Annotated in this window: 27 protein-coding genes; 13 read left to right on the top strand and 14 right to left on the bottom strand. The window is 61.2% G+C overall.

Annotation, left to right across the window (positions count from 1 at the left end; translation table 11 throughout):
- Window positions 1-19: 19 nt before the first annotated feature.
- Window positions 20-799 carry an MBL fold metallo-hydrolase gene (locus tag B8P98_RS00420; protein ID WP_095032641.1) on the bottom strand — a complete coding sequence of 260 codons (780 nt, stop codon included), beginning with the start codon at window positions 797-799 and terminating at the stop codon, window positions 20-22.
- 167 nt (window positions 800-966) lie between these two features.
- On the opposite strand from B8P98_RS00420, the gene B8P98_RS00415 reads away from it, so the two are divergent.
- Window positions 967-1527: an NUDIX domain-containing protein gene (locus B8P98_RS00415; protein ID WP_095032640.1), complete on the top strand. Its 561-nt coding sequence runs from the start codon at window positions 967-969 to the stop codon at window positions 1525-1527.
- On the opposite strand, the gene B8P98_RS00410 is transcribed toward B8P98_RS00415, so the two are convergent.
- From B8P98_RS00410 to B8P98_RS00400, 3 genes are all read right to left on the bottom strand, one after another.
- On the bottom strand, window positions 1517-2371 hold the full coding sequence (locus B8P98_RS00410) for a DMT family transporter (protein WP_095032639.1): 855 nt from the start codon (window positions 2369-2371) through the stop codon (window positions 1517-1519). The genes B8P98_RS00415 and B8P98_RS00410 overlap by 11 nt on opposite strands.
- A 24-nt stretch (window positions 2372-2395) precedes the next feature.
- Window positions 2396-3205 carry a lipoprotein NlpA gene (gene nlpA / locus B8P98_RS00405; RefSeq protein WP_095032638.1) on the bottom strand — a complete coding sequence of 270 codons (810 nt, stop codon included), beginning with the start codon at window positions 3203-3205 and terminating at the stop codon, window positions 2396-2398.
- Between the two features lie 129 nt (window positions 3206-3334).
- The gene (locus tag B8P98_RS00400) at window positions 3335-4240 is read right to left on the bottom strand and encodes an AraC family transcriptional regulator (RefSeq protein WP_095032637.1); all 906 of its coding nucleotides are present in this window, start codon (window positions 4238-4240) and stop codon (window positions 3335-3337) included.
- A 118-nt stretch (window positions 4241-4358) separates the two neighbouring features.
- Between B8P98_RS00400 and B8P98_RS00395 the strand changes: the two genes are divergently transcribed.
- Complete coding sequence (locus B8P98_RS00395; RefSeq protein ID WP_095032636.1) at window positions 4359-4895, top strand: carboxymuconolactone decarboxylase family protein; 537 nt, start codon at window positions 4359-4361, stop codon at window positions 4893-4895.
- A 20-nt stretch (window positions 4896-4915) separates the two neighbouring features.
- Here the strand turns inward: B8P98_RS00395 and B8P98_RS00390 are convergent, their stop codons facing one another.
- Complete coding sequence (locus B8P98_RS00390) at window positions 4916-5386, bottom strand: nuclear transport factor 2 family protein (protein ID WP_095032635.1); 471 nt, start codon at window positions 5384-5386, stop codon at window positions 4916-4918.
- A gap of 2 nt (window positions 5387-5388) precedes the next feature.
- The gene (locus B8P98_RS00385) at window positions 5389-6015 is read right to left on the bottom strand and encodes a pyridoxamine 5'-phosphate oxidase family protein (protein WP_095032634.1); all 627 of its coding nucleotides are present in this window, start codon (window positions 6013-6015) and stop codon (window positions 5389-5391) included.
- Between the two features lie 95 nt (window positions 6016-6110).
- Here B8P98_RS00385 and B8P98_RS00380 point away from each other — a divergent pair, with 95 nt between their 5' ends.
- Window positions 6111-7025 carry a LysR family transcriptional regulator gene (locus tag B8P98_RS00380; protein WP_095032633.1) on the top strand — a complete coding sequence of 305 codons (915 nt, stop codon included), beginning with the start codon at window positions 6111-6113 and terminating at the stop codon, window positions 7023-7025.
- Here the strand turns inward: B8P98_RS00380 and B8P98_RS00375 are convergent.
- Window positions 7022-8515 (bottom strand): MDR family MFS transporter, encoded by a 1494-nt coding sequence (locus B8P98_RS00375; RefSeq protein WP_095032632.1) that lies wholly within the window; start codon window positions 8513-8515, stop codon window positions 7022-7024. The genes B8P98_RS00380 and B8P98_RS00375 overlap by 4 nt on opposite strands.
- Window positions 8516-8595: 80 nt before the next feature.
- On the opposite strand from B8P98_RS00375, the gene B8P98_RS00370 reads away from it, so the two are divergent.
- Window positions 8596-9243: a TetR/AcrR family transcriptional regulator gene (locus tag B8P98_RS00370; RefSeq protein ID WP_095032631.1), complete on the top strand. Its 648-nt coding sequence runs from the start codon at window positions 8596-8598 to the stop codon at window positions 9241-9243.
- Between the two features lie 560 nt (window positions 9244-9803).
- Here B8P98_RS00370 and B8P98_RS00360 read toward each other — a convergent pair.
- Together B8P98_RS00360 and B8P98_RS00350 are read right to left on the bottom strand one after the other, a co-directional pair.
- The gene (locus B8P98_RS00360) at window positions 9804-10829 is read right to left on the bottom strand and encodes an IS110 family RNA-guided transposase (protein WP_025711640.1); all 1026 of its coding nucleotides are present in this window, start codon (window positions 10827-10829) and stop codon (window positions 9804-9806) included.
- Between the two features lie 421 nt (window positions 10830-11250).
- Window positions 11251-11667 (bottom strand): GNAT family N-acetyltransferase, encoded by a 417-nt coding sequence (locus B8P98_RS00350; protein WP_046620763.1) that lies wholly within the window; start codon window positions 11665-11667, stop codon window positions 11251-11253.
- On the opposite strand from B8P98_RS00350, the gene B8P98_RS30610 reads away from it, so the two are divergent.
- Window positions 11642-11758 (top strand): hypothetical protein, encoded by a 117-nt coding sequence (locus B8P98_RS30610; RefSeq protein ID WP_162676795.1) that lies wholly within the window; start codon window positions 11642-11644, stop codon window positions 11756-11758. The genes B8P98_RS00350 and B8P98_RS30610 overlap by 26 nt on opposite strands.
- Here the strand turns inward: B8P98_RS30610 and B8P98_RS30605 are convergent.
- Window positions 11718-11840, bottom strand: a complete 123-nt coding sequence (locus B8P98_RS30605) for a hypothetical protein (RefSeq protein ID WP_046620780.1) — start codon at window positions 11838-11840, stop codon at window positions 11718-11720. The genes B8P98_RS30610 and B8P98_RS30605 overlap by 41 nt on opposite strands.
- Before the next feature lie 206 nt (window positions 11841-12046).
- On the opposite strand from B8P98_RS30605, the gene eefA reads away from it, so the two are divergent.
- The 8 genes from eefA to B8P98_RS00305 all read left to right on the top strand — a co-directional run bounded on the left by eefA (window position 12047) and on the right by B8P98_RS00305 (window position 22826).
- The gene (eefA, locus tag B8P98_RS00340; RefSeq protein ID WP_016529678.1) at window positions 12047-13171 is read left to right on the top strand and encodes a multidrug efflux RND transporter periplasmic adaptor subunit EefA; all 1125 of its coding nucleotides are present in this window, start codon (window positions 12047-12049) and stop codon (window positions 13169-13171) included.
- Window positions 13171-16278 (top strand): multidrug efflux RND transporter permease subunit EefB, encoded by a 3108-nt coding sequence (gene eefB / locus B8P98_RS00335; protein ID WP_095032629.1) that lies wholly within the window; start codon window positions 13171-13173, stop codon window positions 16276-16278. The genes eefA and eefB overlap by 1 nt, the downstream gene beginning before the upstream one ends.
- Window positions 16279-16281: 3 nt before the next feature.
- Complete coding sequence (gene eefC, locus B8P98_RS00330) at window positions 16282-17646, top strand: multidrug efflux RND transporter outer membrane subunit EefC (RefSeq protein ID WP_095032628.1); 1365 nt, start codon at window positions 16282-16284, stop codon at window positions 17644-17646.
- A 45-nt stretch (window positions 17647-17691) separates the two neighbouring features.
- Entirely contained in the window at window positions 17692-18855 is a 1164-nt protein-coding gene (locus tag B8P98_RS00325) for a multidrug effflux MFS transporter (RefSeq protein WP_095032627.1), read from the top strand.
- Between the two features lie 162 nt (window positions 18856-19017).
- Entirely contained in the window at window positions 19018-19920 is a 903-nt protein-coding gene (gene murQ / locus B8P98_RS00320) for an N-acetylmuramic acid 6-phosphate etherase (protein ID WP_025713765.1), read from the top strand.
- Between the two features lie 24 nt (window positions 19921-19944).
- Window positions 19945-21375: a PTS N-acetylmuramic acid transporter subunit IIBC gene (gene murP / locus B8P98_RS00315; protein ID WP_080897986.1), complete on the top strand. Its 1431-nt coding sequence runs from the start codon at window positions 19945-19947 to the stop codon at window positions 21373-21375.
- Window positions 21376-21526: 151 nt separating this feature from the next.
- A complete protein-coding gene (locus tag B8P98_RS00310; RefSeq protein WP_080897987.1) occupies window positions 21527-22429 on the top strand; it encodes a DMT family transporter in 903 nt (300 codons plus the stop codon).
- Between the two features lie 106 nt (window positions 22430-22535).
- Window positions 22536-22826 (top strand): YicS family protein, encoded by a 291-nt coding sequence (locus B8P98_RS00305; RefSeq protein ID WP_002923120.1) that lies wholly within the window; start codon window positions 22536-22538, stop codon window positions 22824-22826.
- A 3-nt stretch (window positions 22827-22829) separates the two neighbouring features.
- Here the strand turns inward: B8P98_RS00305 and B8P98_RS00300 are convergent, their stop codons facing one another.
- Genes B8P98_RS00300 through galB form a run of 4 tightly spaced genes read right to left on the bottom strand, consistent with a single transcriptional unit; the run spans window position 22830 to window position 26232 of the window.
- Window positions 22830-23693 carry an NAD(P)-dependent oxidoreductase gene (locus B8P98_RS00300; protein ID WP_080924971.1) on the bottom strand — a complete coding sequence of 288 codons (864 nt, stop codon included), beginning with the start codon at window positions 23691-23693 and terminating at the stop codon, window positions 22830-22832.
- Window positions 23694-23695: 2 nt separating this feature from the next.
- Window positions 23696-24781 (bottom strand): 4-oxalomesaconate tautomerase, encoded by a 1086-nt coding sequence (locus B8P98_RS00295; RefSeq protein WP_080924972.1) that lies wholly within the window; start codon window positions 24779-24781, stop codon window positions 23696-23698.
- Window positions 24782-25495, bottom strand: a complete 714-nt coding sequence (locus B8P98_RS00290) for a 4-carboxy-4-hydroxy-2-oxoadipate aldolase/oxaloacetate decarboxylase (protein WP_008806775.1) — start codon at window positions 25493-25495, stop codon at window positions 24782-24784.
- A complete protein-coding gene (gene galB, locus B8P98_RS00285) occupies window positions 25492-26232 on the bottom strand; it encodes a 4-oxalmesaconate hydratase (protein WP_008806774.1) in 741 nt (246 codons plus the stop codon). The genes B8P98_RS00290 and galB overlap by 4 nt, the downstream gene beginning before the upstream one ends.
- Between the last annotated feature and the right edge of the window lie 45 nt (window positions 26233-26277).

Here is a 26277-nt window from a genome sequence, read left to right as displayed (position 1 = left end):
TCCTTTCCCCTTGCGTATGTTAATAAACCACGGTTTCCCCATCCTGCGGGATACTCACCACATCGGCAATCTGATTATCCACCGCATACTGGCGCATCTCTTCCCGGCTCACCAGACAGTGGTTGACCGCCTCGAGGTGGATAGCCATGATTTCCGCTTCCGGCAGGGCGAAGTGCACGTTCAGGAGATCTTCCTTGCCCATGATTATCGGGCCAAAGCCGATGACGTGGGCGTAGCCAGCGTTGAGGACCACCACGTCCGGGCGCAGCTTCAGCAGGTCGGCTGCAATGTCATCACGCCAGATGGTATCCCCCATCAGCCACAGCGTCTTCTCCTGCGGATGGCGAAACACCACGCCGCAGGCTTCTCCCAGGCGCTCAGCCATCGCCGGCACCGCGTAGGTACGGTCGCTGCCGTGTTGGCCGGAGGTGGTTTTCTGCAGGCGCACGCCGGCAAATTCGCTGTCTGCCGACAGCAGGCGCAGATCCTGAAATCCCTGGCTGCGCAGCAGCGCGGCGTCGGCCTCATGCTGGACGAACACCGGCAGGGTTTTCGGGATCGCGGCGATCGCCGCCGCGTCCCAGTGATCGTCATGGGTATGGGTGACGATCACCGCATCAACGTCGATAATTTTATCGCGGGAAAACGGCAGCTCAACCAGCGGATTGCGCAGCTCGCTGCGCGCAGTGCCAGGAAAACCTGGCCAGGCGCCCTTGTCAGCCAGCATCGGGTCGATGAGAAATCTTTTCCCGGCGTAGTCAATCCTCTGGGTCGCATTACGGATGTGGGTGATGTTCATGTTGGTGTTCCTCAGTGGGGTCATCTGACGAACATCGTACTGAGTACTAGCCTGGCTCAACAGGGGCATTTGGACAATGATCGATGAAATCGGGCCAACCTGCGGCAGTTGCCATCCGCCTCCGGCTATGTTGTTCTTAAGGCTCAATTTTTGACAGGAGTGGCACGATGAAAAAGAAACTGACCGCCGCCGATATGCACGACCCGCAGGTCATCGCCGAGACGCCGTGGTTCAGCATGCGTAAGGTGGGGATTGATGTCGCCTCCGGCGAGCGCCGCGACTTTTATTCCATTCATTACCCGCGCCCGGCGGTGGGGATTGTGGCTATCCAGGATGAGAAAGTACTGCTGATTCGCCACTACCGCTATCTGATCGATCAGGTGGTGTGGGCGATCCCCTCTGGCGGCGTCGATGAAGGGGAAGACCCGGCGGTCGCCGCGCTGCGCGAGCTGCGGGAAGAGACCGGCTGGCAGGCGCAGCGCGTCGAGGAGATCATTCGCTTTAACCCCTCCTACGGCAGCAGCGATCAGCTGTTTATCACCTGGCTGGCCACCGGTTTACGTTGGGTCGGTATGGACGCGGATCAGGATGAGGTGATGGAAACCGGCTGGTTTACCTTCGACGAGATAAACCAGCTGATCGCCCGCGGCGAAATGCCGGACGGGCTGTCGCTGGTGCCGCTGCTGCAGCTGATGGCGCAGCGGCGAACCGGCCCGCTTACGGCTTAAGCATCCGCCAGCGGAACCACAGCTGGGCCACCAGGATCAGCACGCCGCCGATAATCTTCTGTAGCGGCAGCTGTTCGCCGTACCACAGCGCGGCGGCAATCACCGTCAGCAGCGGCTCGATCACCATAATGATGGCCGCGCTGGCCACCGCCGCGTACTTCTGCCCCTTCATCTGCAGGCCGAAGCGCAGGCTAGTGGCGATGACAATACTGGCCACCAGCCAGCCGAGGGTCGGCAGGGTCATCGGCTGGTCCCAGCGTTCAACGGCAGCGGAGATGGTCAACCCGACGATACCGGTGATCGCCAGCTGCACGGTGGTCAGGGGGATCAGCGGCACTTCACGCGCACAGCGGCTGGTGTAACAGAACCAGATCGACTGCACCAGCGCGGTCAGCAAAAACCAGCCCTGGCTGGGGTGAAACACTATTGGCATATGCAGGCTGAGCAGCCCCAGGCCCACCACCGCGATCGGCAGGCACTCCCACCAGGCGCGCGGCGGGCGCACCTTCATCATCACCCACGCGGTCAGCGGGACGAACAGCATCGACAGGCTCATGATAAAGGCCCCTTCGCCGAGCGACGCCGTCGTGGAGACCGAATAGATCCACAGGCAGAGGTTGAGGGCAAACCAGAGTCCGCTGATGATGAGCTTTGGCCAGTGCGGCTTTTCCGGGCGATAACCACGACAGAACGGCAGCAGAAGCAGCGCGGCGAAGAAAAAGCGCAGCCCAAGAAACGCGAATACCGGCATGCCGGCGATCGCCTCGCGGGAAAATATCCAGCCGCAGGCGGCAATCACCGTCGCGGCAATCAGCAGCAGGTCGGCCTGCCGTTGGCGTACCATACGCGCCTCTCCCTGTGTGTTGGCTTACCAGCCTGGCACCGCGCCGCCGTTGAAGATAGTCTCCGCCGCCTTCGCCACCTCCGGCGACTGGTACGACTGCATAAACTCTTTCACGTTTTCCGCGTCTTTGTTGTCTTCCCGGGTCACGATGATGTTCACGTAGGGCGAGTTTTTATCTTCGATAAAGATGCCGTCGCGAACCGGCGACAGCCCGGTTTGCTGCAGGTAGGTGGTGCTGATGATGGCCACGTCGACTTTGGGATCGTCGAGCACGCGCGGCAGTTGCGCCCCTTCCAGCTCCATAATCTTCAGGTTATGCGGGTTGTCGGTGATATCCACCGCCGTCGGCAGCAGGCCGGTGCCGCCTTTTAAGGTAATCAGCTTCTCTTTTTGCAGCAGCAGCAGCGCCCGTCCGAGGTTGGTCGGATCGTTGGGGATGGCGATCGTCGCGCCGTCTTTCAGTTCGGCGACTGACTTGATCTTGCGGGAATAGCCGGCCATCGGGAAGACGAAGGTATTGCCGACCGCCACCAGATGATAGTTATGCGCTTTGTTGTCCTGCGCGAGGAAAGGCCGATGCTGGAAGACGTTGGCGTCCAGATCGCCGGCGTTAGTTGATTCGTTAGGCAGCAGCGAGCCGCTGAACCCCACCAGCTCGACCTCCAGACCGTACTTCTCTTTGGCCACCTTCTTCGCCACTTCCGCCACATCCTGCTCGGCGCCGTTAATCACGCCGACCTTAATGTGCTTTGCGTCATTCCCCTTTTGGTCGCAGCCGACCAGTACCAGACCCGCCAGCATCACTGCGGCGGCGGCCCGTAAACGTAATTTCATCCTCATCACCCCTGTCCGTCCTGACTGTCATTGTTTTTTTCCGTGCAAAACTATAGCGACTTTCGGGTCAGGTAATAAACAGCAAACCACGCAACTGGAAATAAAATCATCTTCGCGGAACGCGACGCGCTAGCCCCGGCGCCACTCGCCCGGCGTCACGCCATAGCGCATTTTGAAGCGCTTCGAGAATGACGCCAGCGACTGAAAGCCGCAGCGTTCGGCAATAACATCGAGGTTGGTCTGCCGCTCCAGGCGCAGCAGCCGGGCGGCCAGCGCCATTCGCAGCTGCGACAGCCACGCCTGCGGCGTCAGGTGATAGACGCGGGCAAAATGGCGGGCAAAGGTGGCCCGCGACAGAAAGGCACGGGCGGCCATGGTTTCCAGCGTCCACGGCTGCTCCGGGGTCGCCATCACCGCCAGCACCGCCGGCATCAGACGTTCATCGCTCATCAGGCGCAGCAGACCGCCGGGCGGCTGTTGCTCGCCAAGCAGCATGCGCAGCAGGAGCACCAGCAGCGTATCGCCGAGGCTGCGCACAATAGCGCTTCCGCCGGGACGCTGCGCCAGGCTCTCGCGCACCAGGACGTTAAGCAGCGCCTCCAGCTCCGGACAGTCTTCACGCGTATCGGTATGCAGGTGGATCAACGTCGATTCTTCAGTGAACAGCCAGCTGACGTGCGGGCCAAAATAAAATTCGCCGCACAGCATCTCCAGCGCCCCCTCCGCCGGGCCGGCGCGCATTTCCGTTACCGTACCGTTAAACCGGTGCGCCACCGGCAGCACCTGGCCCCACTCCACCAGGCTCTCCATCACATGCGGCGAACCGTGGGGCAGGAGGACGACATCCCCCGCGCGCAGGTGATGGGTCTGGCTGCCGACGTTGAGCCGCCCCTCGCCGCGCAGCACCACGTGCCAGGGCACCACGCCGTTGCGCATTTGATCGTGCCCGGCCTGCCAGCGGCCGCCGAAACGGCAGTGCAGGTTCACTTCGCAGCGCGGCGCCAGCAGCGTCAGCAGATGACTGAGACTGTCCATGCTTCTCCTGAGACGATAAGACAAAAAGGTGAGACGAAGACCGCCAGTCTAGCATGCGGCAAGCGCCTAAGATGACTCCATTGCCAACACACACCCTCGATAACAACAGGAGTTAACCATGAGCCGTTTAGCTGATATCCGTGAACAAGACGCCACCGGTAAAGCCGCCGATATTTTCGCCGGGATCAAAAAAGCGATGGGCAAAGTGCCGAACGCCTACCTGACCATCGGCGGTCACTCGCCGGCGGCGCTGCAGCAGGCGCTGGCGCACAATGCCATGCTGCACAAAGGCAGCCTCAGCGCCCAACAGCTGGAAGCGATTAACCTGTCGGTCAGCGAAGCCACCGGCTGTGACTACTGTCTGGCCGCGCATACCCTGATGGCGAAAAAAGCGGGCTTCAGCAGCGAGCAGATCCATGCCCTGCGCCGCGGGGAGTATGCGGAAGACGCGCAGCTCGATGCGCTGGTGAAATTCGCGCAGACGCTGGTCACCACCACCGGCACGCTGCCGGCAACCGACGTCGCCGCGCTGCGCAACGCCGGTTTCAGCGACCAGCAGGTGATTGAGATTATCAGCGCCATCAGCGCGATCCTGTTCACCAACATGGTGAACCGGGTTAACGACACGGTGGTTGACTTCTCGAAAGCCGATTAACCCGCGAGGCGACGCCGGTTTTACAGCCCCAGATCGCTGAGCCCCGGATGATCGTCCGGACGACGGCCCTGGGGCCAGTGGAACAGGCGCTCGCTCTCGGCAATCGGCAGATCGTTGATGCAGGCGTAGCGCGTCTGCATCAGCCCATGCTGATCAAACTCCCAGTTTTCATTGCCGTACGAGCGAAACCAGTTGCCGCTGTCGTCGCACCACTCATAGGCGAAGCGCACGGCGATGCGATTCTCCTGCCATGCCCATAGCTCCTTAATCAGCCGATATTGCTGCTCTTTGCGCCATTTTCGCTGCAGGAACTCCACAATTTGCCCCCTGCCGTGGACAAATTCGCTGCGGTTGCGCCATTCGCTATCCACGGTGTAGGCCAGGGCGACTTTTTCGGCATCGCGGCTGTTCCAGCCATCTTCCGCGGCGCGGACCTTCTGGATAGCGCTCTCGCGGGTAAACGGCGGTAACGGGGGACGTTGTTCGGCCATACTTACTCTCCTCTGCGGGCTAATTGCTGCTGCAGGCGCTGATTCTCCTGCTCCAGGTCATGAATACGCTGCTGCAGGTTCTGGCTATATTCCGCCACCTGCTGCGCGCTGTAGCGCGGCGTAATGTGCTGCGGGCAGTTCCAGTCAAACGCCTGCAAATGAAAAAGAAACAGACGTTCAATGCGGGCGCGATAGTTTGCCGGCGCCACCTGCGCCAGCAGTTGCGGGTGGTCCTCTGCCGCCAGCACCTCGACGGTGGCGTAGATTTTCAGCCTGGCACGGCGCGGATAATCCATCAAAAACAGGCAGGCCCGGTCGCTGCCGCGCAGATTGCCGGTGGTGATGTACTGCCGGTTGCCGCCGAAATCCGCCATCGCCAGGGTGGTGTCATCCAGCAGATGCAGAAACCCCTCCGGGCCGCCGCGATGCTGAATATAGGGCCAGCCGCTCTGCGACACCGTCGCCAGATAAAAGCTGTCGCGGGTGGCGATCATCCCCGCTTCGCTGTCGCCGAAGCGGTCGGCCTGGCGGCGACTGTGCGGCGTTTGCCACAGCGAGTCGCTGCCCATTTCATGCTGCACATCCATCACGTCCGGGGTGACGGCGATATCGAGAAAGGTTGCTGCCATAGCGCCTCCTGTTGTCTGGCGCCATCATGGACTGTACTGTTAGGAATGATAATACGGGTAAAGTGGCAATCATCTTTCCGAAAAACGGGATAATAATGGATCGATTAAACGCGATGGCGCTGCTGGTGAAAGTGACCGAGCTGGGGAGTATGTCGGCGGCGGCGCGGGCGCTGAACATGCCGTTGACCACCGTCAGCCGCCATATTGGCGAGCTGGAGAGCGCACTGGGCGTGCGCCTGCTGGCGCGAACCACCCGCAAACTGACGCTCACCGACGCCGGAGTCGATTATGTCGCCGCCGCCCGGCGGATCCTCGAGGAGGTGGAAAACGCCGAACGCCAGGCGACGGGCGAATATCAGGAACCAAAAGGCGAGCTGGTGATCTCCGCGCCGACGATGTTTGGCCGCCAGCACGTTCTCCCGGTGATCGGTGAATTTATCGCCCGTTATCCACAAATTCGCGTCCGTTTGCTGCTCAGCGATCGCAATGCCGACCTGGTGGGCGACCATGTCGATCTGGCGGTGCGGATTGGCGAACTGGCGGACAGCAGCATGGTGGCCACCCGCCTCGGCACCATGCGGATTGTGGCCTGCGCCCATCCGGCGCTGCTGGCGAAATACGGCGAGCCGCAGCGGCCGCGCGATCTGGCGGCGCTGCCGATCATCCGTATTGAATCGCCGATGCCCTATCGCGGCTGGCGCTTTCGCACCGCCGAGCGGGAGGACCAGCTGATTAACCTGCCGCCGGTATTATCCGTCACCACGCCGGAGAGCGCCGCCGATGCCGCGCGGCTGGGGGTGGGCGTGGCCCGCTTACTGCATTATCAGGCGCTGGATGGCCTGCGCCACGGGGAGCTACGCCTGCTGCTTGAGCGCGTCGAGCCGGAACCCGCGCCGGTCCATTTGCTGTATACCGCACGGGAGCTGACGCCGCTTAAGCTGAGGAAATTTATCGATTTTGCCGCGCCGGCGCTGCGTCAGGCGCTGCTGCGCATCGCTGGCGCCGCTTAATGCGCCGCGGTCTTCAGCGGCGCCTCCTTTAACAGCCAGGAGAGAACAAACGCCACCGCCATAATGCCGGCCGCCATCAGGAACGCCGCGTGGATCGCCGCGCCGAAGGCGTCGAGGTAGTCGAGGCGGATATCCGCGGGCAGGTGCTGAACCGCCACCGGATTCATTCCCTGCGGCAGCACCGCCCCTTCCGGCAGCAGTTTTTGCAGGTTGCTCTGCAGCACATGCGTGAACACCGCGCCAAACAGCGCCACGCCGATGGAGCCGCCAATCGAGCGGAACAGGGTCACGCCGGAGGTGGCCACGCCGTACAGCTTCGCCGGCATCGCATTCTGCACCGCCAGCACCAGTACCTGCATCACCAGTCCCAGACCTGCCCCCAGCACGCCGGTAAACAGATACAGCTGCCACAGCGACGAGTGAATGGTGATGCGGGTCAGCAACACCATACCCACCACGCCGAGCAGGGTACCGAGGATCGGAAACAGGCGATATTTACCAGTGCGGCTGATAATCCGCCCGCTGATAATCGAGGTCAGCAGCAGGCCGCCCATCAGGGGGATCAGCTGCAGCCCGGCCTCGGTTGGCGTCGCCTCCTTCACCACCTGCAGGTAGAGCGGCAGAAAGGTGACCGACCCGAACAGCGACATACCGATGACGAAGCCAATCAGGCTACACAGCAGAAAGCTGCGGTTACGGAACAGATCCAACGGGATAATCGGTTCAAACGCCAGCCGTTCTTCATAAATGAAGCCGGCGATACCGATCAGGCCGAAGGCCAGAATGCACCATAGCTGCGGATCGCTCCATGGACGAACGGTACCCCCCTCCGAGGTAAACAGAATAATGCACAGCAGCGCCATGCTGAGGTAGATGGCTCCCAGCCAGTCAATCTGATGCTGGCTGCGTTTATTGCTGCTGTGGAATACCGCGCCGATCACCAACAGCGCGAACAGGCCCAGCGGCAGGTTGATATAGAAGATCCAGCGCCAGGAGGCATGCTGCACGAGGAAGCCGCCGATCAGCGGGCCAATCACCGTCGCGAGGCCGAAGACACCGCCGAACAGCCCCTGGTAGCGCCCGCGGTTGGCGGGCGGGATGACGTCGGCGACCACCGCCATGCTGATCACCATCAGGCCGCCGCCGCCGAGCCCCTGCAGGCCACGCATCAATACCAGCTGGGTCATATTCTGCGCCAGACCGCAGAGCGCGGAGCCGACGAGAAACAGTCCAATCGCCACCTGCAGCACAATTTTGCGACCGAACAGATCGCCAAATTTCCCGTACAGCGGCACCGCAATGGTGGAGCTGAGGATATAGGCAGTGACCACCCAGGAAAGCTTGTCCAGCCCGCCCAGTTCGCCGACAATCGTCGGCAGCGCGGTGGAGACGATTGTCTGATCCAGCGCCGAAAGCAGCATCACCAGCAGCAATGCGCTAAACAGCAGACGTATTGACTGCACCGGTGGGTTTGCGACTTCAGTAGTCATCACAACGCTCGCTTGAAATTAATTAAATGCATAATTAATATTTAGTGAAAGAATGAGTCGGGTCAAGAGATCGCCATATCATGACAGCACAAAAGGATCAGGATGCCCCCCGCCGCCCGGGGCGGCCACGCGGTAAAAAACCGGGTACCGCCAACCGCGAACAGCTGATGGATATTGCCCTGACGCTGTTTGCCCGCGACGGGGCGGGCCGCGTATCGTTGAACGCCATCGCCAAAGAGGCCGGGGTGACGCCGGCGATGCTGCATTACTACTTCAGCTCGCGGGATGCGCTGGTGACCCAGCTGATTGAGGAGCGCTTTATGCCGCTGCGCAATCACATCAGCCGCATATTTGTCGATCATCCGCAGGACCCGGTGCTGGCGCTAACGATGATGGTCGAGACGCTGGCGCATATGGCGGAGAAAAACGCCTGGTTCGCGCCGCTGTGGATGCAGGAGATCATCGGCGAGATGCCGATCCTGCGTCAGCATATGGACGTCCGCTTCGGCGAAGAGCGCTTTCAGGTGATGCTGGAGACAGTGCGTCGCTGGCAGCTGGAAGGCAAGATCAATCCGGCGCTGTCGCCGGAGCTGTTATTTACCACGGTGATTAGCCTGGTGCTGGTGCCGTTTTCGCGTATCCACAGCGATCCGCGTTTACAGGCGGTCAACCGGCAGACTATCGTCAGCCACGCGCTGGCGTTAATGGGCCACGGCGTCGGGGGTTAAGGCGTGGTTTTGACGCTTTTGTAGCCCGGATAAGGCGCCACGCGCCGCCATGCGGGATTTTCCCTGCTCGCGCTACGCTTAGCAGGGCTACCACTCCCGTGTTATGTCCGGGCAGATTGCGCTCCCGATATTTCTTCTGCGCTATGTCTCTTATGGCGCAGGGAGCGCACAGGGGGCGGCCAGTCGCCGCCGCCCCCTGTACCCCCGGGCTCCGGCCAGCAACATCGCCGCTACGCGGTCCCTTCGACTTATCCCTGCAGGCTTCGGGTCGGGCCGAGGCAGCGTATATGGACGCTCCCGGAATGCAATGCTTTCTTCAGTTCAGTAATAAAACGGGTAGGTGCAGCCATATATCCGGTTTCTGATGGGATTTCTTTATCCCGAACCATGATGAAATCCGCCAGGCAGGTACCAATCATCCTCTGCGAGCTGACTTGCCCTTGCTACCTCTCGGTGTATCCTGCCTGCGGTCTTACCTGTTTTGCCATCTTCTGAAGTCACCTGCACCTACCAGGACGTTAACTCTTTTTCAGCACCTCGTCAGATTGACTGACCTTGTGTCAGGCAGGCTGGCGAGGTTGATATTCAGTATTGTGTGTCAACATTGACCACATGATCCTTGCTGTTTTTGCCGCCATGGCGACAACAGCTACATTGTAGTGCTTCCGCTCAAGTAGTCCCTGAAGCCAGGAATTCTCCTCAACCGCGCCATTCCGGTTGACCCAGGCGGTAAGTGCACGTGCGCCGTGAACCAGCAGGTATCGGAAATATCCATCGCCACGTTTGCTGATCCCTCCCAGTTGCTGTTTCCCTCCGCTGGAATGTTCCTTTGGTGTCAGCCCCAGCCATGAAGCGAACTGCTTTGCGGTACTGAATTGTCGGGCATTACCCACAGCTGCTACCACATAAGTGGCCGTTAGCATGCCAACCCCCGGGATTTTGGCCATTCTCTGGCAGGCTTCCTGCGTTCTGTACCAAGAGTCCAGAGCTTCTTCTACCTGTTTAACTTGCTCCTCAAGTTCCCGGATATGTTTAGACTGTCTGTAGATGCTGGTTCTGACGAAGGGAGATAAACCATTTTCGCCGTCCTCCAGAATGGCTGGCAGCTCACAGGTTAAATGGCTTTGTCCGGCCGCAATCGTAATTCCAAACTCAGCAAGTGTGGCTCTTAAACTATTGGAACAGGCGATCCGCTCACGGATAAGTATTCCCCGTTCAGTGTGTAACGCTAGAACGGCCTGCTGCTCTTCGGTTTTTATCTGTACAAAACGCATATTCGGGCGGGTTACCGCTTCGCAAATTGCTTCAGCGTCTGCTGCATCCGTCTTGTTCGTTTTGACATAGGGCTTCACATATTGCGGAGGAATGAGTTTTACCTCATGGCCGTGGCGACTGAATAACCGTGCAAAATGATGGCTGGATGAACAGGCTTCCATGCCAATCAGGCAAGGGTCCAGTTGAATAACAAACTGAACGAACTTAGCCCGAGTCAGCTTCTTACGCAAAATAGTATGGCCTTCGTGATCGACACCATGAAGCTGAAAAACGTTCTTTGCCAGGTCGATACCAAGAGTTGATACTTTCATGTGGACGCTCCTCATTTTTTAGGACGTATTGCAACGATCCAGTCTGGTACTTTGATACCGTAAAATCTGGAGCGTCCATCTCATTATCCATGCAAAACACGGCCCTCAGCCCGCATCCATGCGGGCTGCCCCGGCCTTCCGGGAACGTCTCAGCGATTTTGAGGCCGCCAGCACCGGCAGTTTCAGTCGCGCAAGTGGGTATATCAATAACAGGCCGCACGAACCCCAGGACGGGTAAGGCGACAGGCGCCACCCGGCAAGAATACTGGTGCCGTGCCTGATATCCTGCCCGGCGGCGCTGCGCTTGCCGGTCCTGGGTGGGGCGAAACGACGGGAGGACTGCGTAGGCCGGATAAGGCGCCAGCCGCCATCCGGCACAACCACAGGTACGGTACCTGACCGCCCGGGGATACCAGGACCGTTATAGCGCCTTCGACAAATAGTGGCGCTGCATCCCTGCGTGCGGGAAGTCGGGCAGCGACATCTGCAGCTGATAGCCTAATTTCTGATAAAACGGCAGCGCCTGGAAGCTAAAGGTATCCACCAGCAGATGGCTGCAGCCTAGCGCCTGCGCCTGCTGTTCCGCCTCCTGCATCAGCTCGCTCCCCAGCCCGCGCCCGCGCGTCGTCTCGCTGACCCACAGATACTCAATGCACAGCCAGTTGCCCTTGCGTTTGGCAATCAGCCCGCCCTGCATCACCCCCTGCGCATCGCGGGAGTAAACCCCCAGATCGCCAAACTGTGCCGCATCGAGATACTGCTGATTATAGTGCCGCAGACCGGCAAGCAATTCTTGTTGATCGTCGGGATTAATGCTTTTTGTAATGATTAGTGTCATTAACTATCTCCAGTATTGCGATGCCGAATCGTTATTTTCCCTCTCCACTTTCACAAAATATTCTTATTTTCTCCATGATTATTTGCCTTAATTTTTTGTGTTCTAAAAGTAAGCAAAAAAACCTTTCCATTATCGCGGCGGATCGTATAATGGAGAAAAATGAGAATGATCATTCTCACCACAAAACCAGAGGAGATGCGCTTTTCACCTCCTGAAGACCGAAGAGGTTGGCTTCAACGGAGACACAATAACAATCACGTTCAGGAACATCTGTGTTCCTTTTTTGTCATTTTCGGTAATCCGAAAATGCCTCAGCGCCCAACCTATTCCCTCGTTTTTAAATAAACGGGGCGGACGTCTTATATCTTGAGAAAATATAATGAAATACATCATAGCTCCCATCGCGACAGCATTATTTCTCCTTAGCGGATGCGATAATGCGCAGACATCTGCTCCGCAGCAACCCACGCCGGAAGTGGGCGTGGTCACCCTGCAAAGCCAGCCGGTGCCGGTAGTTAGCCAGCTCACCGGCCGCACCACCGCCTCGCTCAGCGCCGAAGTTCGCCCGCAGGTGGGCGGCATCATTCAGAAACGCCTGTTTACCGAAGGCGATATGGTGAAGGCCGGGCAGGCCCTTTACCAGATCGATCCCTCCAGCTATCGCGCGACCTGGAACGAAGCGGCGGCCGCGCTGAAACAGGCCCAGGCGCTGGTGGTCTCCGATTGCCAGAAGGCCCAGCGCTACGCGTCGCTGGTCAGGGATAACGGCGTTTCCCGCCAGGATGCCGACGACGCCGCCTCCACCTGCGCCCAGGACAAGGCCAGCGTGGAATCGAAAAAAGCGGCGCTGGAGAGCGCGCGCATCAACCTGAACTGGACCACCGTCACCGCGCCGATTGCCGGGCGCATCGGCATCTCGTCGGTTACGCCGGGGGCGCTGGTCTCCGCCGATCAGGATACCGCGCTGGCGACGATCCGCGGGCTAGACACCATGTATGTCGATCTGACGCGATCCAGCGTCGATCTCCTGCGTTTACGCAAACAAAGCCTGGCCAGCAACAGCGATACCCTCAGCGTGACCTTAACCCTGGAAGATGGCAGCACCTATCAGGAAAAAGGGCGTCTGGCGCTCACCGAAGTCGCCGTCGATGAATCCACCGGCTCGGTGACCCTGCGCGCTATCTTCCCCAACCCGCAGCACGTCCTGCTGCCGGGGATGTTTGTCCGCGCGCGCATCGATGAAGGCATTATGAACGACGCGATCCTCGCCCCGCAGCAGGGGATCACCCGCGATGCCAAAGGCGACGCCACGGCGCTGGTGGTCGATGCCGCCAACAAAGTTGAACAGCGTACCGTGGAAACCGGCGACACCTACGGCGATAAATGGCTGGTGCTGAGCGGCCTGAAAGCGGGCGATAAACTGATTGTCGAAGGCACCGGTAAAGTGGCCCCCGGACAGACAGTGAAGGCCGTTGCCGTCAACAATAACGGAGGCAACGCCTGATGTTCTCCCGTTTCTTCGTGCGTCGCCCGGTCTTTGCCTGGGTGATCGCCATTCTGATTATGCTCGCCGGGGTACTGGCGATCCGCACCCTGCCGGTAGGCCAGTATCCGGACGTCGCTCCGCCGGCGGTGAAAATCTCCGCCACCTATACCGGGGCGTCCGCCGAAACCCTGGAAAACAGCGTCACCCAGGTGATCGAGCAGCAGCTCACCGGGCTCGACCACCTGCTCTACTTCAGCTCCACCAGCAGCTCCGATGGCTCGGTCAGCATCACCGTCACCTTTGAGCAGGGGACCGACCCGGACACCGCCCAGGTGCAGGTGCAAAACAAAGTCCAGCAGGCGGAATCGCGACTGCCGAGCGAAGTCCAGCAGTCCGGCGTGACGGTGGAAAAATCGCAGAGCAGCTTCCTGCTGATCCTCGCGGTGTATGACAAAACCAACCGCGCTACCAGCTCCGACATCTCCGACTGGCTGGTCAGCAATATGCAGGACCCGCTGGCGCGCGTGGAGGGCGTCGGCAGCCTGCAGATGTTCGGCGCCGAATACGCGATGCGCGTCTGGATGGACCCGACCAAACTCGCCTCCTACTCGCTGATGCCTTCCGACGTCCAGTCGGCGATTGAGGCGCAGAATGTGCAGGTTTCCGCCGGTAAAATCGGCGCGCTACCGTCGTCCAATGCCCAGCAATTAACCGCCACCGTGCGGGCGCAATCCCGTCTGCAAACGCCCGATCAGTTCAAAGCGATCATCGTGAAAAGCCAGGCCGACGGCTCGGTAGTGCGCCTGAGCGATGTCGCGCGGGTGGAGATGGGCAGCGAAGATTACACCGCCACCGCCAATCTGAACGGCCATCCGGCCGCCGGGATCGCGGTGATGATGGCCCCCGGCGCCAACGCGCTGGACACCGCGACCCTGGTGAAAAGCAAAATCGCCGAATTCCAGCGTCAGATGCCACAGGGCTACGATATCGCCTATCCGAAGGACAGCACCGAGTTCATCAAAATCTCGGTCGAGGACGTGATTCAGACCCTGTTCGAAGCGATTATCCTCGTGGTCTGCGTGATGTATCTGTTCCTGCAGAACTTCCGCGCGACGCTTATTCCGGCGGTGGCAGTGCCGGTGGTGTTACTTGGCACCTTCGGCGTGCTGGCGCTGTTCGGCTACTCGATTAACACCCTGACGCTGTTCGCCATGGTACTGGCGATTGGCCTGCTGGTGGATGACGCCATCGTGGTGGTGGAAAACGTCGAGCGCATTATGCGCGACGAAGGGCTGCCCGCCCGCGAAGCCACTGAAAAATCGATGGGCGAAATCTCCGGCGCGCTGGTGGCGATCGCCCTGGTGCTGTCGGCGGTGTTCCTGCCGATGGCCTTCTTCGGCGGTTCGACCGGGGTGATCTATCGCCAGTTCTCGGTAACCATTATCTCGGCAATGATGCTGTCGGTGGTGGTGGCGCTAACCCTCACCCCGGCGCTGTGCGGTGCGCTGCTCAGCCACTCCAAACCGCACACCAAAGGGTTCTTCGGCGCCTTTAACCGCCTGTGGGGACGCACGGAGGCGAGTTACCAGCGCCGGGTGCTCGGCGGCCTGCGCCGGGGCGTGGTGATGATGGGCGCTTACGCGCTGATTTGCGGGGCGATGGCGCTGGCGATGTGGAAGCTGCCGGGCAGCTTCCTGCCGGTGGAGGACCAGGGGGAAATCATGGTCCAGTACACCCTGCCCGCCGGGGCGACGGCGGTGCGTACCGCCGAGGTGCGCCGCCAGGTGACCGACTGGTTCCTCACCAAAGAGAAAGCCAATACCGACGTCATTTTCACCGTCGACGGCTTCAGCTTTAGCGGCAGCGGCCAGAACGCCGGGATGGCCTTCGTGTCGCTGAAAAACTGGTCGCAGCGCAAAGGGGACGACAATACCGCCCAGGCCATCGCCCTGCGGGCCACCAAAGAGCTGGGGACGATCCGCGACGCCACCCTCTTCGCCATGACCCCGCCGTCGGTGGACGGTCTCGGGCAGAGCAACGGCTTCACCTTCGAACTGATGGCCAGCGGCGGTACTGACCGCGACAGCCTGATGAAGCTGCGCAGCCAGCTGCTGGCGGTGGCCAACCAGAGCAGCGAGCTGCAGTCGGTGCGTGCTAACGATCTGCCGCAGATGCCGCAGCTGCAGGTGGATATCGATAACAACAAAGCCGTCTCGCTGGGGCTGTCGCTGAGCGATGTGACCGATACGCTCTCCAGCGCCTGGGGCGGTACCTACGTGAATGACTTTATCGATCGCGGCCGGGTGAAGAAGGTCTATATCCAGGGCGAGAGCGACGCGCGCGCGGTGCCGTCGGACCTCGGCAAATGGTTCGTTCGCGGCAGCGATAACAGCATGACGCCGTTCTCCGCCTTCGCCACCACCCACTGGCAATACGGCCCGGAAAGCCTGGTGCGCTACAACGGCTCCGCCGCCTTTGAGATCCAGGGCGAAAACGCCGCCGGCTTCAGCTCCGGCGCGGCGATGGACAAGATGGAAAAGCTGGCCGACAGCCTGCCGGCGGGCTCCACCTGGGCGTGGAGCGGCATTTCGCTGCAGGAAAAGCTCGCCAGCGGCCAGGCGATGAGCCTCTACGCCATCTCGATTCTGGTGGTGTTCCTGTGCCTGGCGGCGCTGTATGAGAGCTGGTCGGTGCCGTTCTCGGTGATCATGGTTATCCCGCTCGGCCTGCTCGGCGCGGCGCTGGCGGCGACGCTGCGCGGTTTAAGCAACGACGTCTACTTCCAGGTGGCGCTGCTGACCACCATCGGCCTGTCGTCGAAAAACGCCATCCTGATCGTGGAGTTCGCTGAATCCGCCGTGGATGAGGGGTATTCGCTCTCCCGGGCGGCGATCCGCGCCGCGCAGACTCGTCTGCGCCCGATTGTCATGACCTCGCTGGCGTTTATCGCCGGGGTGCTGCCGCTGGCCATCGCCACCGGCGCCGGAGCCAACAGCCGCGTGGCGATCGGCACCGGCATCATCGGCGGCACCCTGACAGCCACCCTGCTGGCGGTATTTTTCGTACCGCTGTTCTTCGTGCTGGTGAAACGTCTCTTCACCCGCCAACGTCCTTCTCAGGAGTAAGGTATGTTTCGTTTGAGTTTTATGTTTATCGCGCTCCTGACCGCGGGCTGCGTCTCGCTTGACCCGCATTATGATCGCCCGGCCGCGCCGGTGCCGGCCACCCTGCCCGGGGCGCACGGCGAATCGACGGCGGTGGTCGGCGACTGGCAGAAAGTGGTCAATGACGCGCGGCTGAAAAAAGTGGTCAGTCTCGCGCTGAACAGCAACCGCGATGTGCAAAAAGCGCTGGCCGATATCGAGGCCGCGCGCGCCCAGTACGGCGAGACGCGGGCGTCGCTGTTTCCCACCGTCGATGCAGAGCTGAGCCATACCCGCAGCAAAACGGTAGCCAGCGGCCTGAGCTCCGCTTCGCAGGCCGACGGCGCGGTCTCCAGCTTCGAACTGGACTTGTTCGGCAAGAACCAGAGCCTGTCGCGCGCGGCGCGCGAAACATGGCTTGCCAACGAATTCACCGCGCAGAATACCCGGCTGACGATGATTGCCGATTTGACCACCGCCTGGGTAACGCTGGCGACGGATAACAGCAATCTGGCGCTGGCGCAGCAGACCATGGACAGCGCAGCAAACTCGCGCAACATCGTCGCCCGCCAGATGGCGGTGGGTACCGCTTCCGCCGGCGATGTAAGCTCGGCGGAAAGCGTCTATCAGCAGGCCCGCGCCAGCGTCGCCAGCTACCGCACGCTGGTGGCGCAGGATAAAAACGCCATTAACCTGCTGGCGGGGGACACCGTGCCGGAGAGCCTGCTGCCCGGCACCCTCGAGAGCCTGGGGGATAACAGTATTGCGCTGGTGCCGGCGGGCGTGTCATCGTCGGTGCTGCTGCGTCGGCCGGACATTCAGGAAGCGGAGCACAATCTGAAGAGCGCCAATGCCGATATCGGCGCGGCGCGGGCGAACTTCTTCCCGTCGATTTCCCTGACCGCCAGCGCCGGGGTCGGCAGCGACTCGCTGTCGTCGCTGTTCAGCCACGGGATGCAGGTGTGGTCGTTCGCCCCGTCCATCAGCCTGCCGCTGTTCACCGGCGGCAGCAACCTGGCGCAGCTGCGCTATGCGGAAGCGGAGAAAAAGGGGCTGATCGCCACCTACGAGAAATCGATTCAGAGCGCGTTTAAGGATGTTGCCGATGCGCTGGCGCGCCGGGAAACGCTGAGCGAAGAGCTTGATGCCCAGCGGCAGTACGTCGCCGCCGAACAGGCATCGCTGGATATCGCCATGAAAAGCTATCAGGCCGGGGTCGGTGATTATCTGTCGGTGCTCACCGCCCAGCGCACGCTGTGGTCGGCGAAAACGACGCTGCTGTCCCTGCAGCAAACCGACCTCAATAACCGGATCACCCTCTGGCAATCGCTGGGCGGCGGCGCCAGTTAAACTTACCCGCCGGGCGGCCGCGCCCGGCCTCTACAAGGAATTGTTATGGCACGTGTTTCCCTCTCCTGGGCGCTGATCCTCGGTCTGCTGTCGGGTATCGGCCCGCTGTGCACGGATTTTTATCTGCCGGCGCTGCCGGAAATTACTCAGCAGCTGCAGGCCACCAGCACCCAGACTCAGCTGTCGCTGACCGCCGCGCTGATTGGCCTCGGCCTGGGTCAGCTGTTTTTCGGCCCGCTGAGCGACCGCATTGGCCGCCTGAAACCGCTGGTGCTGTCGCTGCTGCTGTTTATCTTTTCTTCGGCGATGTGCGCCCTGACCCGCGATATCAACATGCTGATTGTCTGGCGTTTTTTACAAGGCTTTGCTGGCGCTGGCGGGTCGGTGCTGTCGCGGTCCATTGCCCGCGATAAATACCAGGGCACCCTGCTGACCCAGTTTTTCGCCCTGCTGATGACCGTGAACGGCATTGCGCCGGTGCTGTCCCCGGTGCTGGGCGGCTACGTTATCACCGCCTTCGACTGGCGAATTCTCTTCTGGACAATGGCCGCCATCGGCGGCGTGCTGCTGGTGATGAGCCTGGCGATCCTGCGGGAAACGCGCCCGGCCGCAGCAACGCATACTGCCCGCCAGCAACCCGGCCAGCCGGTGCTGAAAAATCGCCGCTTTTTGCGCTTCTGCCTGATTCAGGCGTTTATGATGGCCGGGCTGTTCTCCTACATCGGATCTTCTTCCTTCGTGATGCAGAGCGAATACGGCATGAGCGCCATGCAGTTCAGTCTGCTGTTCGGTCTGAACGGTATCGGGCTGATCATCGCCGCGATGACCTTTTCCCGTCTGGCGCGTCGCTTTAGCGCCGATGCCCTGCTGCGCGGCGGCCTGACGCTGGCGGTGAGCTGTGCGGCGGTCATGCTGCTGTTTGCCTGGCTGCAGCTGCCGGTGCTGGCGCTGGTCGGTCTGTTCTTTACCGTGTCGCTGATGAGCGGCATCAGCACCGTCGCTGGCGCGGAGGCGATGAGCGCCGTCGATGCCGCGCAGTCCGGGACCGCGTCCGCGCTGATGGGCACCCTGATGTTTGTCTTCGGCGGCATCGCCGCGCCGCTGGCAGGCCTCGGCGGTGAAACGATGCTGAAAATGAGCCTCGCGATGGCCATCTGCTACCTGCTGGCGCTGCTGCTGGGCCTCAGCAAACCGCGCAGCGCGCGCTAATCTCCTGCTGCGGTAATAAAATATTCCAGATTTATTACCGCACTATTTCCCGCCATACCTACCATTCTCCTATTATTCTCCGCGTACTAATCGTGATACTCTTCACAGGCAAGGAATAAATAATTCCTTATACTGCGCGCCACTGAGAATAACGAGGTTTCTATGAGTATCGACCTGAGCAAACTGCTGACCGAGCGACGCAACGCCAACAGCGCCAACATTGACACCCTCTCCACCCTCGACATGCTGACGGTGATAAACCAGGAAGACCAGCAGGTAGCCCAGGCGATTACGCCCTATCTGCCGCAGATTGCCGAGGTGGTGGATAAGGTCGCGACGGCGCTGCAGGCCGGTGGCCGCTTGATTTATATTGGCGCGGGCACCTCAGGACGACTGGGGATCCTCGATGCCAGCGAATGCCCGCCAACCTTCGGTACCCGTCCGGAGCAGGTGGTGGGGATCATCGCCGGCGGCCATAAAGCGATTCTCAGCGCCGTGGAAAACGTGGAAGACAACAAAGCGCAGGGGGCGATGGATCTGCAGAACCTGAACTTCAGCCAGCGCGATGTGCTGGTGGGGCTGGCGGCCAGCGGACGCACGCCGTACGTCATTGGCGCCATGGAATACGCCCATCGTCAGAATGCCTTTGTCGCCATCGTCAGCTGTAACCCGCATGGCGAAATGGCCCAGCTGGCGGACGTGGCGATCACCCCGGTGGTCGGCCCGGAAGTGGTCACCGGCTCTACCCGCCTGAAAGCCGGTACCGCGCAGAAGCTGGTGCTGAACATGATCTCCACCGGGGCGATGATCCGCGTCGGCAAGGTGTACAGCAACCTGATGGTGGATGTGGAAGCGACCAACGCCAAGCTGATTGAGCGCCAGGTCTCTATCGTGATGGAGGCCACCGACTGCGATCGCGCCACCGCCCAGAAGGCGCTGGAGGCCTGCGGCCGCCACTGTAAAACGGCGATCGTGATGGTGCTGGCGGACTTAAGCGCCGCAGAGGCGCAGTCGCTGCTGGCGAAAAACAACGGCTATATCCGCAAGGCGCTCAGCAACACCTGAGCGCCGACAGACAGGTAACGGGCAATGGCAAAAATAACGAAAGAGATGATAGCGCGGATCCTCGCCCACGTGGGCGGCGCCGCAAACGTCGCGCAGGCAGGCAACTGCATGACGCGCCTGCGCTTGACCCTGCGCGATGAAAGCCTGGCCAACAGCGCCGCCATCCGCCAGATTGACGGCGTGATGGGGGTGATCGTCAGCGATGAGCAGTTCCAGGTGGTGCTCGGCCCCGGCAAGGCGCAGACCGCCGCCGAGATGATGAACGGCCTGCTGGAAGAGGCGCCCGCCGCGCCGTCGCTGGCCGACATCGCAGCAGAGAAAAAGCAGGCGCTGAAGGGCAGGCAGACCAGCGCGGTGCAGAAATTTCTCGCTAAATTCGCCACCATCTTTACGCCGCTGATCCCCGGCTTTATTGCCGTCGGGCTGCTGCTGGGCTTTGCTACCCTGGCGGAACAGGTCTTCGTGCTGGAGAACGCCCATCCGAACGCCAGCCTGGTAGCGCTGATTGGCTACATGAAGGTCTTCAGCAAAGGGATGTTTACCTTCCTGAGTATCCTGATTGGCTATAACGCGCAGAAAGCCTTCGGCGGCTCCGGCGTGAACGGCGCGATTATCGCCTCGCTGTTCGTGCTGGGCTACAACCCGGAGGCAACCAGCGGCTTCTACGCCGGCATTTCCACCTTCTTCGGCCACGGCATTGACCCGCGCGGCAATATCATCGGCGTACTGATCGCCGCTATCCTTGGCGCGTGGGTTGAGCGTCAGGTGCGGCGGGTGATGCCCGCCAACCTCGATATGATCCTCACTTCGGCGGTGACCCTGCTGATCATGGGCGCAGTGACTTTTACGGTGATCATGCCGATTGGCGGCTGGTTGTTTACCGGCATGTCATGGCTGTTCCTGCATCTTAACGGCAACCCGTTTGGCTCGGCGGTGCTGGCCGGCCTGTTCCTGCTGGCGGTGATGTTTGGTGTGCATCAGGGGTTTGTGCCGGTCTATTTTGCGCTGGTGGACGCCCAGGGCTTTAACTCGCTGTTCCCGATCCTGGCGATGGCCGGGGCCGGGCAGGTGGGGGCGGCGCTGGCGCTGTTCTGGCGGGCGAAGCGCGATTCGCTGCTGCGAACCCAGATTAAAGGGGCGATTATTCCGGGCTTCCTCGGGATTGGCGAGCCGCTGATCTACGGCGTCACCCTGCCGCGGATGAAGCCGTTTGTCACCGCCTGCCTCGGCGGTGCCTGCGGCGGGTTCTTCGTCGGACTGATCGCCTGGCTGGGGCTGCCGGTCGGCCTGAACACGGTGTTCGGCCCGTCCGGTCTGGTGGCGCTGCCGCTGATGACCTCCGGCAGCGGAATTTACGCCGGGATGGCGGTCTACGCCGGCGGACTGGCGGTCTCCTACCTGTGCGGCTTTGTCCTCACCTGGCTGTTCGGCAGTAAAAATATCGATTTAAGCTAGAACGCGACTGTCGGGTAGTGCCCGGTGGCGGCTGCGCCTTACCGGGCCTGCAACATCGTTACGCCGCCGCGCCCGACTACCATTTCCTGCCCCGCCGTCCGGGCGGGCGCATGCTATGATTCCCCTTTGTCATATTTCGCTTGAGGAAAAGATGGGCTCCAGCAAAAAAGGGATGCTGAACGTACTGATTGCCGCCGTGCTGTGGGGCAGTTCCGGGGTGTGTGCGCAATTTATTATGCAGGAAAGCCAGATGTCGTCGCCGTTTCTGACCATGACGCGTCTGCTGTTCGCCGGGCTGATCCTGCTGATGCTCGGCTTTGTTCACGGCGACCGCATTTTTCGCGTGCTGCAAAACCGCCGCGACGCCCTCAGTCTGCTGTTTTTCTCGCTGTTTGGCGCGTTAACCGTGCAGTTCACCTTTCTGATGACCATTGAAAAATCCAATGCCGCCACGGCCACGGTGCTGCAATTCCTGTCGCCGACGATCATCGTCGCCTGGTTCGCCCTCGCCCGCAAAGCGCGTCCCACGCCGCTGGTGCTGGGGGCTATCTGCACCTCGCTGGCGGGCACCTTTCTGCTGGTGACTCACGGCAACCCAACGACGCTGTCGATTTCGCCGGCGGCGCTGTTCTGGGGGATCGCCTCGGCGTTTGCCGCCGCCTTTTATACCACCTATCCCTCGACGCTGATTGCCCGCTACGGGACGCTGCCGATCGTCGGCTGGAGCATGCTGTTCGGCGGCGCGATGCTGCTGCCGTTTTACGGCGGCCAGGGCACCAACTTTGTGGTTAACGGCAGCCTGCTGTTAGCTTTTTTCTATCTGGTGGTGATCGGTACCTCGCTGACCTTCAGCCTCTATCTCAACGGCGCGCAGAAGATTGGCGGCGCCAAAGCCGGGATCCTCAGCTGCGCCGAACCGCTGAGCAGCGCCCTGCTGTCGCTCCTGCTGCTGGGGATCACCTTCACGCTGCCGGACTGGCTGGGCACCCTGCTGATCCTCGCGTCGGTGGTGCTGATCGCCATCGACTCGCGGCGGCGGGTGAGAGCCGCCTGAGCAGGCGAGAAAAAGCGCATTTTCAACAAGTTAAACTGTCCGCTATTTGCGTGTTTTCGCGCCTGCGCATATAGTTGACGAGAGCGATTACGGAAGGAGAAGCCTGATGAAAGCATGTTGGATGGTATGCCTGGTCACCGCCCTGAGCGCCACGTCGGCGTGGGCCGAATCACCGCTGCAAAGCCTGCAGTTCGAGCAGCAAAAGCAGCAGGTGCTCAAAGCGGTGAAGGAAAAATGCGCGCCAGCAAGCCACCTCAGCGATAACGATTTTGCCAATAAAGTGCTGGCGACCGACGGTAACAAGAACGCGGTCCGCGAAGCAACGCTGGCGAAAGAGCGCAATAACCAGAAAAGCTACCAGGCCGCAATCGACAAAATCGTCTGTCCGGCCAAATAGCGGTTATTTCAGCCTGGCGACCAGCGTTTTCCAGTCAAACGGCGTCAGCTGCCTGTAGCTCAGGCTACGGGCGGCCATCTGCTCCGGCAGCTGGCGCTGGCTTTTCGCGATCGCCTCGCTCATTATCCCGGCGCTCCCCACGTCACGCAGGGTTTTCACCACCTCTTCCATCTCTTCGCTGCGCCGAATGCCATGTTCCGCCACCCGGCTGATCAGATAGTCGGGGAACGCGCCTGTCCAGCCCAGAGAGGGGAAACTATGATGCAAGGAACTAAGCACCTCCTCCTCGACGCCATATTCACGGGCCGCGAACAGGCATTCTGTGGTGAGCGCTTCAAGACCCTTGATCATCACGCTGCGGCACATTTTTATCGCCGACACCTGGCCCACCGTACTGGCGCCGTAGCGGGCATTCAGCCCCAGCCCCTGCAGACGCGGCGCGATCGCCTCCGCCTGTGGCCCACCGATCAATAACGGTGTCTGCAATCGGGCGGGCGGTACCGGCGCCATCACCGCGACATCAATGTAGGCGCCGGGCAGAAAATGAGCGGCGGCCTGCCGTTTCGTCTCCGGTGCCACGGAGTTGAGATCGAGGAAGTATTGCCCCGGCTGCAGCAGCGCCGCAGCCTGCTGCGCCACCTTTAGCGCCTCACCCGCGGTCACAGTAGAGAAAACCAGCGTAGCCCCCTCCAGCGCCTGCGCCAGCGAATTCCCCACCTGAACGCGCGAATCACGAGCTTTATTGCCCATCGCCTCTCGCGCCGGGCCATTGAGCTTGCAATCCCACATGGTCACCGTATGCTCACGGGCCAGATCCGCCGCCAGAATGCCACCCGCCTCGCCAAAACCAATAAACGCGATCGTCATCATCACTCCTCACGCGGCCAGACGCGGGCCGGAATAAAAACCTCGCCAGCAAACAGCAGTCGCGCCGTGCGTAACAGGCCGCAGCCTGCCAGGGCACCGTCAGCGTCAAGCTGAAGCGTCACGCTAAATTCGCCTGTCGGATGCTCAACGCTGAGCAGCGGCGTAGCGCCTGGCGTCACCTGCGCCATACCCTGCGCGACGGATCCGGGGAGCAGACAGGCGCTGGCCACACTCACCGCGCCAAACACGCCGATCGACGCGTGGCAGCGGTGGGGGATAAAGGTGCGGCTGCTGATGGCGCCGCCGTGTCGCGGCTCGGCGATCAGGGTCATCTTGGGCACCGTGCGCTGGCTGACGTCGCCAAGCTGCATCAGCGGCCCGGCCTGCAGGCGAATCGACTCCAGCCGACGTTTCAGCGCGTCGTCATTATCCAGCTGTTCGCGCGTCTCATAGCCGGTGCAACCGAGGTCGCAAGCGCGCAGCAGGATCACCGGCATACCGTTATCGATGCAGGTCACCTCAACGCCGTCAAAACGGTCACGAACCCGACCGGTCGGCAGCAAGGCCCCGCAGCTGGAGCCGGCCACATCAAGAAAATGGAGCAGGATCGGGCTGGCGCTGCCCGGCACGCCATCGATACGGCTCTCGCCGACGTAGTCGACCCCGTCGGCATCGCAGGGGATCTCTGCCACCGCCAGTTGCCCCGTGTTCTCCATAAAAATACGCACCCGCGTGAGCGGCGCATCGTGGCGAACCAGCCCGCGCTCGATGGCGAAAGGGCCAACGGCGGCGAGAATATTGCCGCAGTTTTGGCCGTAATCCACGGTGGCCGCCGCCACGTTCACCTGGGCAAACAGATAGTCCACATCGGCGTCAGGCCGTGCGGAGCGGCGGATAATCGCCACTTTACTGGTCAGCGGATCGGCGCCGCCGATCCCGTCAATTTGCCGGGGATCAGGCGAGCCCATCACCGCCAGCAGCACCGCATCACGTTGCACCGGATCGGCAGGCAGATCGTCAGCCAGAAAACAGGCTGCCTTCGAGGTGCCGCCGCGCATCCATAGACAGGGGATTCCGCGTTGCGCCATTTATTCCTCCACCTCGTCTGCGCGGTCGTAATACCGCAGTCCCTTTTCCGCCAGACGCGGGCGCATAGCGTAAATATCCAGCCCCAGCTCGCCATGGCGCATCCGCTCACGCTTCGCAAGCTCATTGCTCATGCGGGCTTCCGCTTTATCAAGCACATCACGGACCTGCGCGTGAGGCAGCACCACGACGCCATCGTCGTCGGCCACCACGACATCGCCCGGCTGCACAAGCTGGCCTGCGCAAATCACCGGGACGTTAACCGAACCGAGGCTCTCTTTCACCGTTCCCTGGGCATAAACCTGACGGGACCAGACGGCGAATCCCATCTCCCGCAACGTTTGCGAATCGCGAATGCCGATATCGCCCACCAGCCCCACCACGCCGCGCGATTGCAGAGACGTCGCCAGCAGATCGCCGAAGAAGCCATCGCCGCACGGCGAGGTCGGGGCCACCACCAGAATATCGCCGGCGCGGCACTGCTCGACCGCGACATGAAACATCCAGTTGTCGCCTGGCGTCACCAGCACGGTTACCGCGTTGCCCGCCCGGCTGACGCCCTGCTGAATCGGCCGGATTGCCGGCCCCATCAGCCCCTGACGATCCCAGGCTTCATGGAGCGTCGCTACCCCGGCCGCCTCACAGCGGCGCAAAACCGCCTCGTCATGGCGCGGCAGATGGCGGATCACAAGGCCTTTTTTATTTAACAGGTTCATGCCAGGTTCTCCGTTACGCGCGGGAAGATGCTCTGGAAGGCTTCGCCGTGAACGATATCGCGCGCGGCCGTGATGCCGATATTGCGCTTGGCCTGCACCCCGCGCTGCAGCGCCACGCGGGTGTAGTACTCCCACAGATGCTCCTGACCCTGCATGCACTGAATGGCCTGATACTTTTTCTCCCAGACGGCGGTGATGTCCAGCAACACATCGGGTTTCCAGTTGCACTGCTCCGGCTGGTGCGGTTCGAAACAGTAAACCGGGGGAGCAGCGACAATTTTCTCGCCTGGGCGATAGCCTTCTGCCTGGGCGATAATCCGCGCTTCCTGCGCCAGATGGGAGGCCAGGGGATGATCGTAGTTATAGGGATCGTGCAGGGAGTGCGTCAGGACAAAGTGGGGCTGGATGCGGCGATACACATCCGCCAGACGAAATAGCGTCTCTTTATCGGCGCGCAGCGGATAGTCGCCGATATCAAAAAATTCGACGCTGGCGCCCAGGATCTCAGCGGCGGCCTGCGCCTCTTCGCGACGCACCTGCTTCACCGCCTCCTCGGTCATGTTGCCTTTGCGCCACAGTTTGGCGGACTCGCCGCGCTCGCCAAAGGATAAACAGACCACGTGGACCTGATAGCCCTGCAGGGCATGCAGCGCTATCGCACCGCCCGCGCGCCAGACGAAATCGGCCGAGTGGGCGCTGACGACAAGGGCACTTTTTTCGCTAACCGGATGAGACATGATGGCTTCCTCTGTTGTTTTTTTCAGCTTGTCATGTCCCGTCGC

This window comes from Klebsiella quasivariicola (assembly GCF_002269255.1).
GTDB classification, from domain to species: domain Bacteria; phylum Pseudomonadota; class Gammaproteobacteria; order Enterobacterales; family Enterobacteriaceae; genus Klebsiella; species Klebsiella quasivariicola.
The sequence above is the reverse complement of the archived record's forward strand: the minus strand, read 5'-3'. Positions and strand labels throughout refer to the sequence as shown.

Excerpts from the sequence above, each read along its gene's own strand:
- B8P98_RS00350 (WP_046620763.1), bottom strand. The coding sequence starts at position 11,667 with ATGACACTAATCATTACAAAAAGCATTAATCCCGACGATCAACAAGAA.
- B8P98_RS00310 (WP_080897987.1), top strand. The coding sequence starts at position 21,527 with ATGGGCTCCAGCAAAAAAGGGATGCTGAACGTACTGATTGCCGCCGTG.
- murQ (WP_025713765.1), top strand. The coding sequence starts at position 19,018 with ATGAGTATCGACCTGAGCAAACTGCTGACCGAGCGACGCAACGCCAAC.
- B8P98_RS00360 (WP_025711640.1), bottom strand. The coding sequence starts at position 10,829 with ATGAAAGTATCAACTCTTGGTATCGACCTGGCAAAGAACGTTTTTCAG.
- B8P98_RS00370 (WP_095032631.1), top strand. The coding sequence starts at position 8,596 with ATGACAGCACAAAAGGATCAGGATGCCCCCCGCCGCCCGGGGCGGCCA.
- B8P98_RS00400 (WP_095032637.1), bottom strand. The coding sequence starts at position 4,240 with ATGGACAGTCTCAGTCATCTGCTGACGCTGCTGGCGCCGCGCTGCGAA.
- B8P98_RS00305 (WP_002923120.1), top strand. The coding sequence starts at position 22,536 with ATGAAAGCATGTTGGATGGTATGCCTGGTCACCGCCCTGAGCGCCACG.
- murP (WP_080897986.1), top strand. The coding sequence starts at position 19,945 with ATGGCAAAAATAACGAAAGAGATGATAGCGCGGATCCTCGCCCACGTG.
- B8P98_RS00420 (WP_095032641.1), bottom strand. The coding sequence starts at position 799 with ATGAACATCACCCACATCCGTAATGCGACCCAGAGGATTGACTACGCC.
- B8P98_RS00375 (WP_095032632.1), bottom strand. The coding sequence starts at position 8,515 with ATGACTACTGAAGTCGCAAACCCACCGGTGCAGTCAATACGTCTGCTG.
- eefA (WP_016529678.1), top strand. The coding sequence starts at position 12,047 with ATGAAATACATCATAGCTCCCATCGCGACAGCATTATTTCTCCTTAGC.
- B8P98_RS00395 (WP_095032636.1), top strand. The coding sequence starts at position 4,359 with ATGAGCCGTTTAGCTGATATCCGTGAACAAGACGCCACCGGTAAAGCC.
- B8P98_RS00325 (WP_095032627.1), top strand. The coding sequence starts at position 17,692 with ATGGCACGTGTTTCCCTCTCCTGGGCGCTGATCCTCGGTCTGCTGTCG.
- B8P98_RS00390 (WP_095032635.1), bottom strand. The coding sequence starts at position 5,386 with ATGGCCGAACAACGTCCCCCGTTACCGCCGTTTACCCGCGAGAGCGCT.
- B8P98_RS00300 (WP_080924971.1), bottom strand. The coding sequence starts at position 23,693 with ATGACGATCGCGTTTATTGGTTTTGGCGAGGCGGGTGGCATTCTGGCG.
- B8P98_RS00385 (WP_095032634.1), bottom strand. The coding sequence starts at position 6,015 with ATGGCAGCAACCTTTCTCGATATCGCCGTCACCCCGGACGTGATGGAT.
- B8P98_RS00380 (WP_095032633.1), top strand. The coding sequence starts at position 6,111 with ATGGATCGATTAAACGCGATGGCGCTGCTGGTGAAAGTGACCGAGCTG.
- eefC (WP_095032628.1), top strand. The coding sequence starts at position 16,282 with ATGTTTCGTTTGAGTTTTATGTTTATCGCGCTCCTGACCGCGGGCTGC.
- galB (WP_008806774.1), bottom strand. The coding sequence starts at position 26,232 with ATGTCTCATCCGGTTAGCGAAAAAAGTGCCCTTGTCGTCAGCGCCCAC.
- nlpA (WP_095032638.1), bottom strand. The coding sequence starts at position 3,205 with ATGAAATTACGTTTACGGGCCGCCGCCGCAGTGATGCTGGCGGGTCTG.
- B8P98_RS30610 (WP_162676795.1), top strand. The coding sequence starts at position 11,642 with ATGCTTTTTGTAATGATTAGTGTCATTAACTATCTCCAGTATTGCGAT.
- B8P98_RS30605 (WP_046620780.1), bottom strand. The coding sequence starts at position 11,840 with ATGATCATTCTCATTTTTCTCCATTATACGATCCGCCGCGATAATGGA.
- B8P98_RS00415 (WP_095032640.1), top strand. The coding sequence starts at position 967 with ATGAAAAAGAAACTGACCGCCGCCGATATGCACGACCCGCAGGTCATC.
- eefB (WP_095032629.1), top strand. The coding sequence starts at position 13,171 with ATGTTCTCCCGTTTCTTCGTGCGTCGCCCGGTCTTTGCCTGGGTGATC.
- B8P98_RS00290 (WP_008806775.1), bottom strand. The coding sequence starts at position 25,495 with ATGAACCTGTTAAATAAAAAAGGCCTTGTGATCCGCCATCTGCCGCGC.
- B8P98_RS00295 (WP_080924972.1), bottom strand. The coding sequence starts at position 24,781 with ATGGCGCAACGCGGAATCCCCTGTCTATGGATGCGCGGCGGCACCTCG.
- B8P98_RS00410 (WP_095032639.1), bottom strand. The coding sequence starts at position 2,371 with ATGGTACGCCAACGGCAGGCCGACCTGCTGCTGATTGCCGCGACGGTG.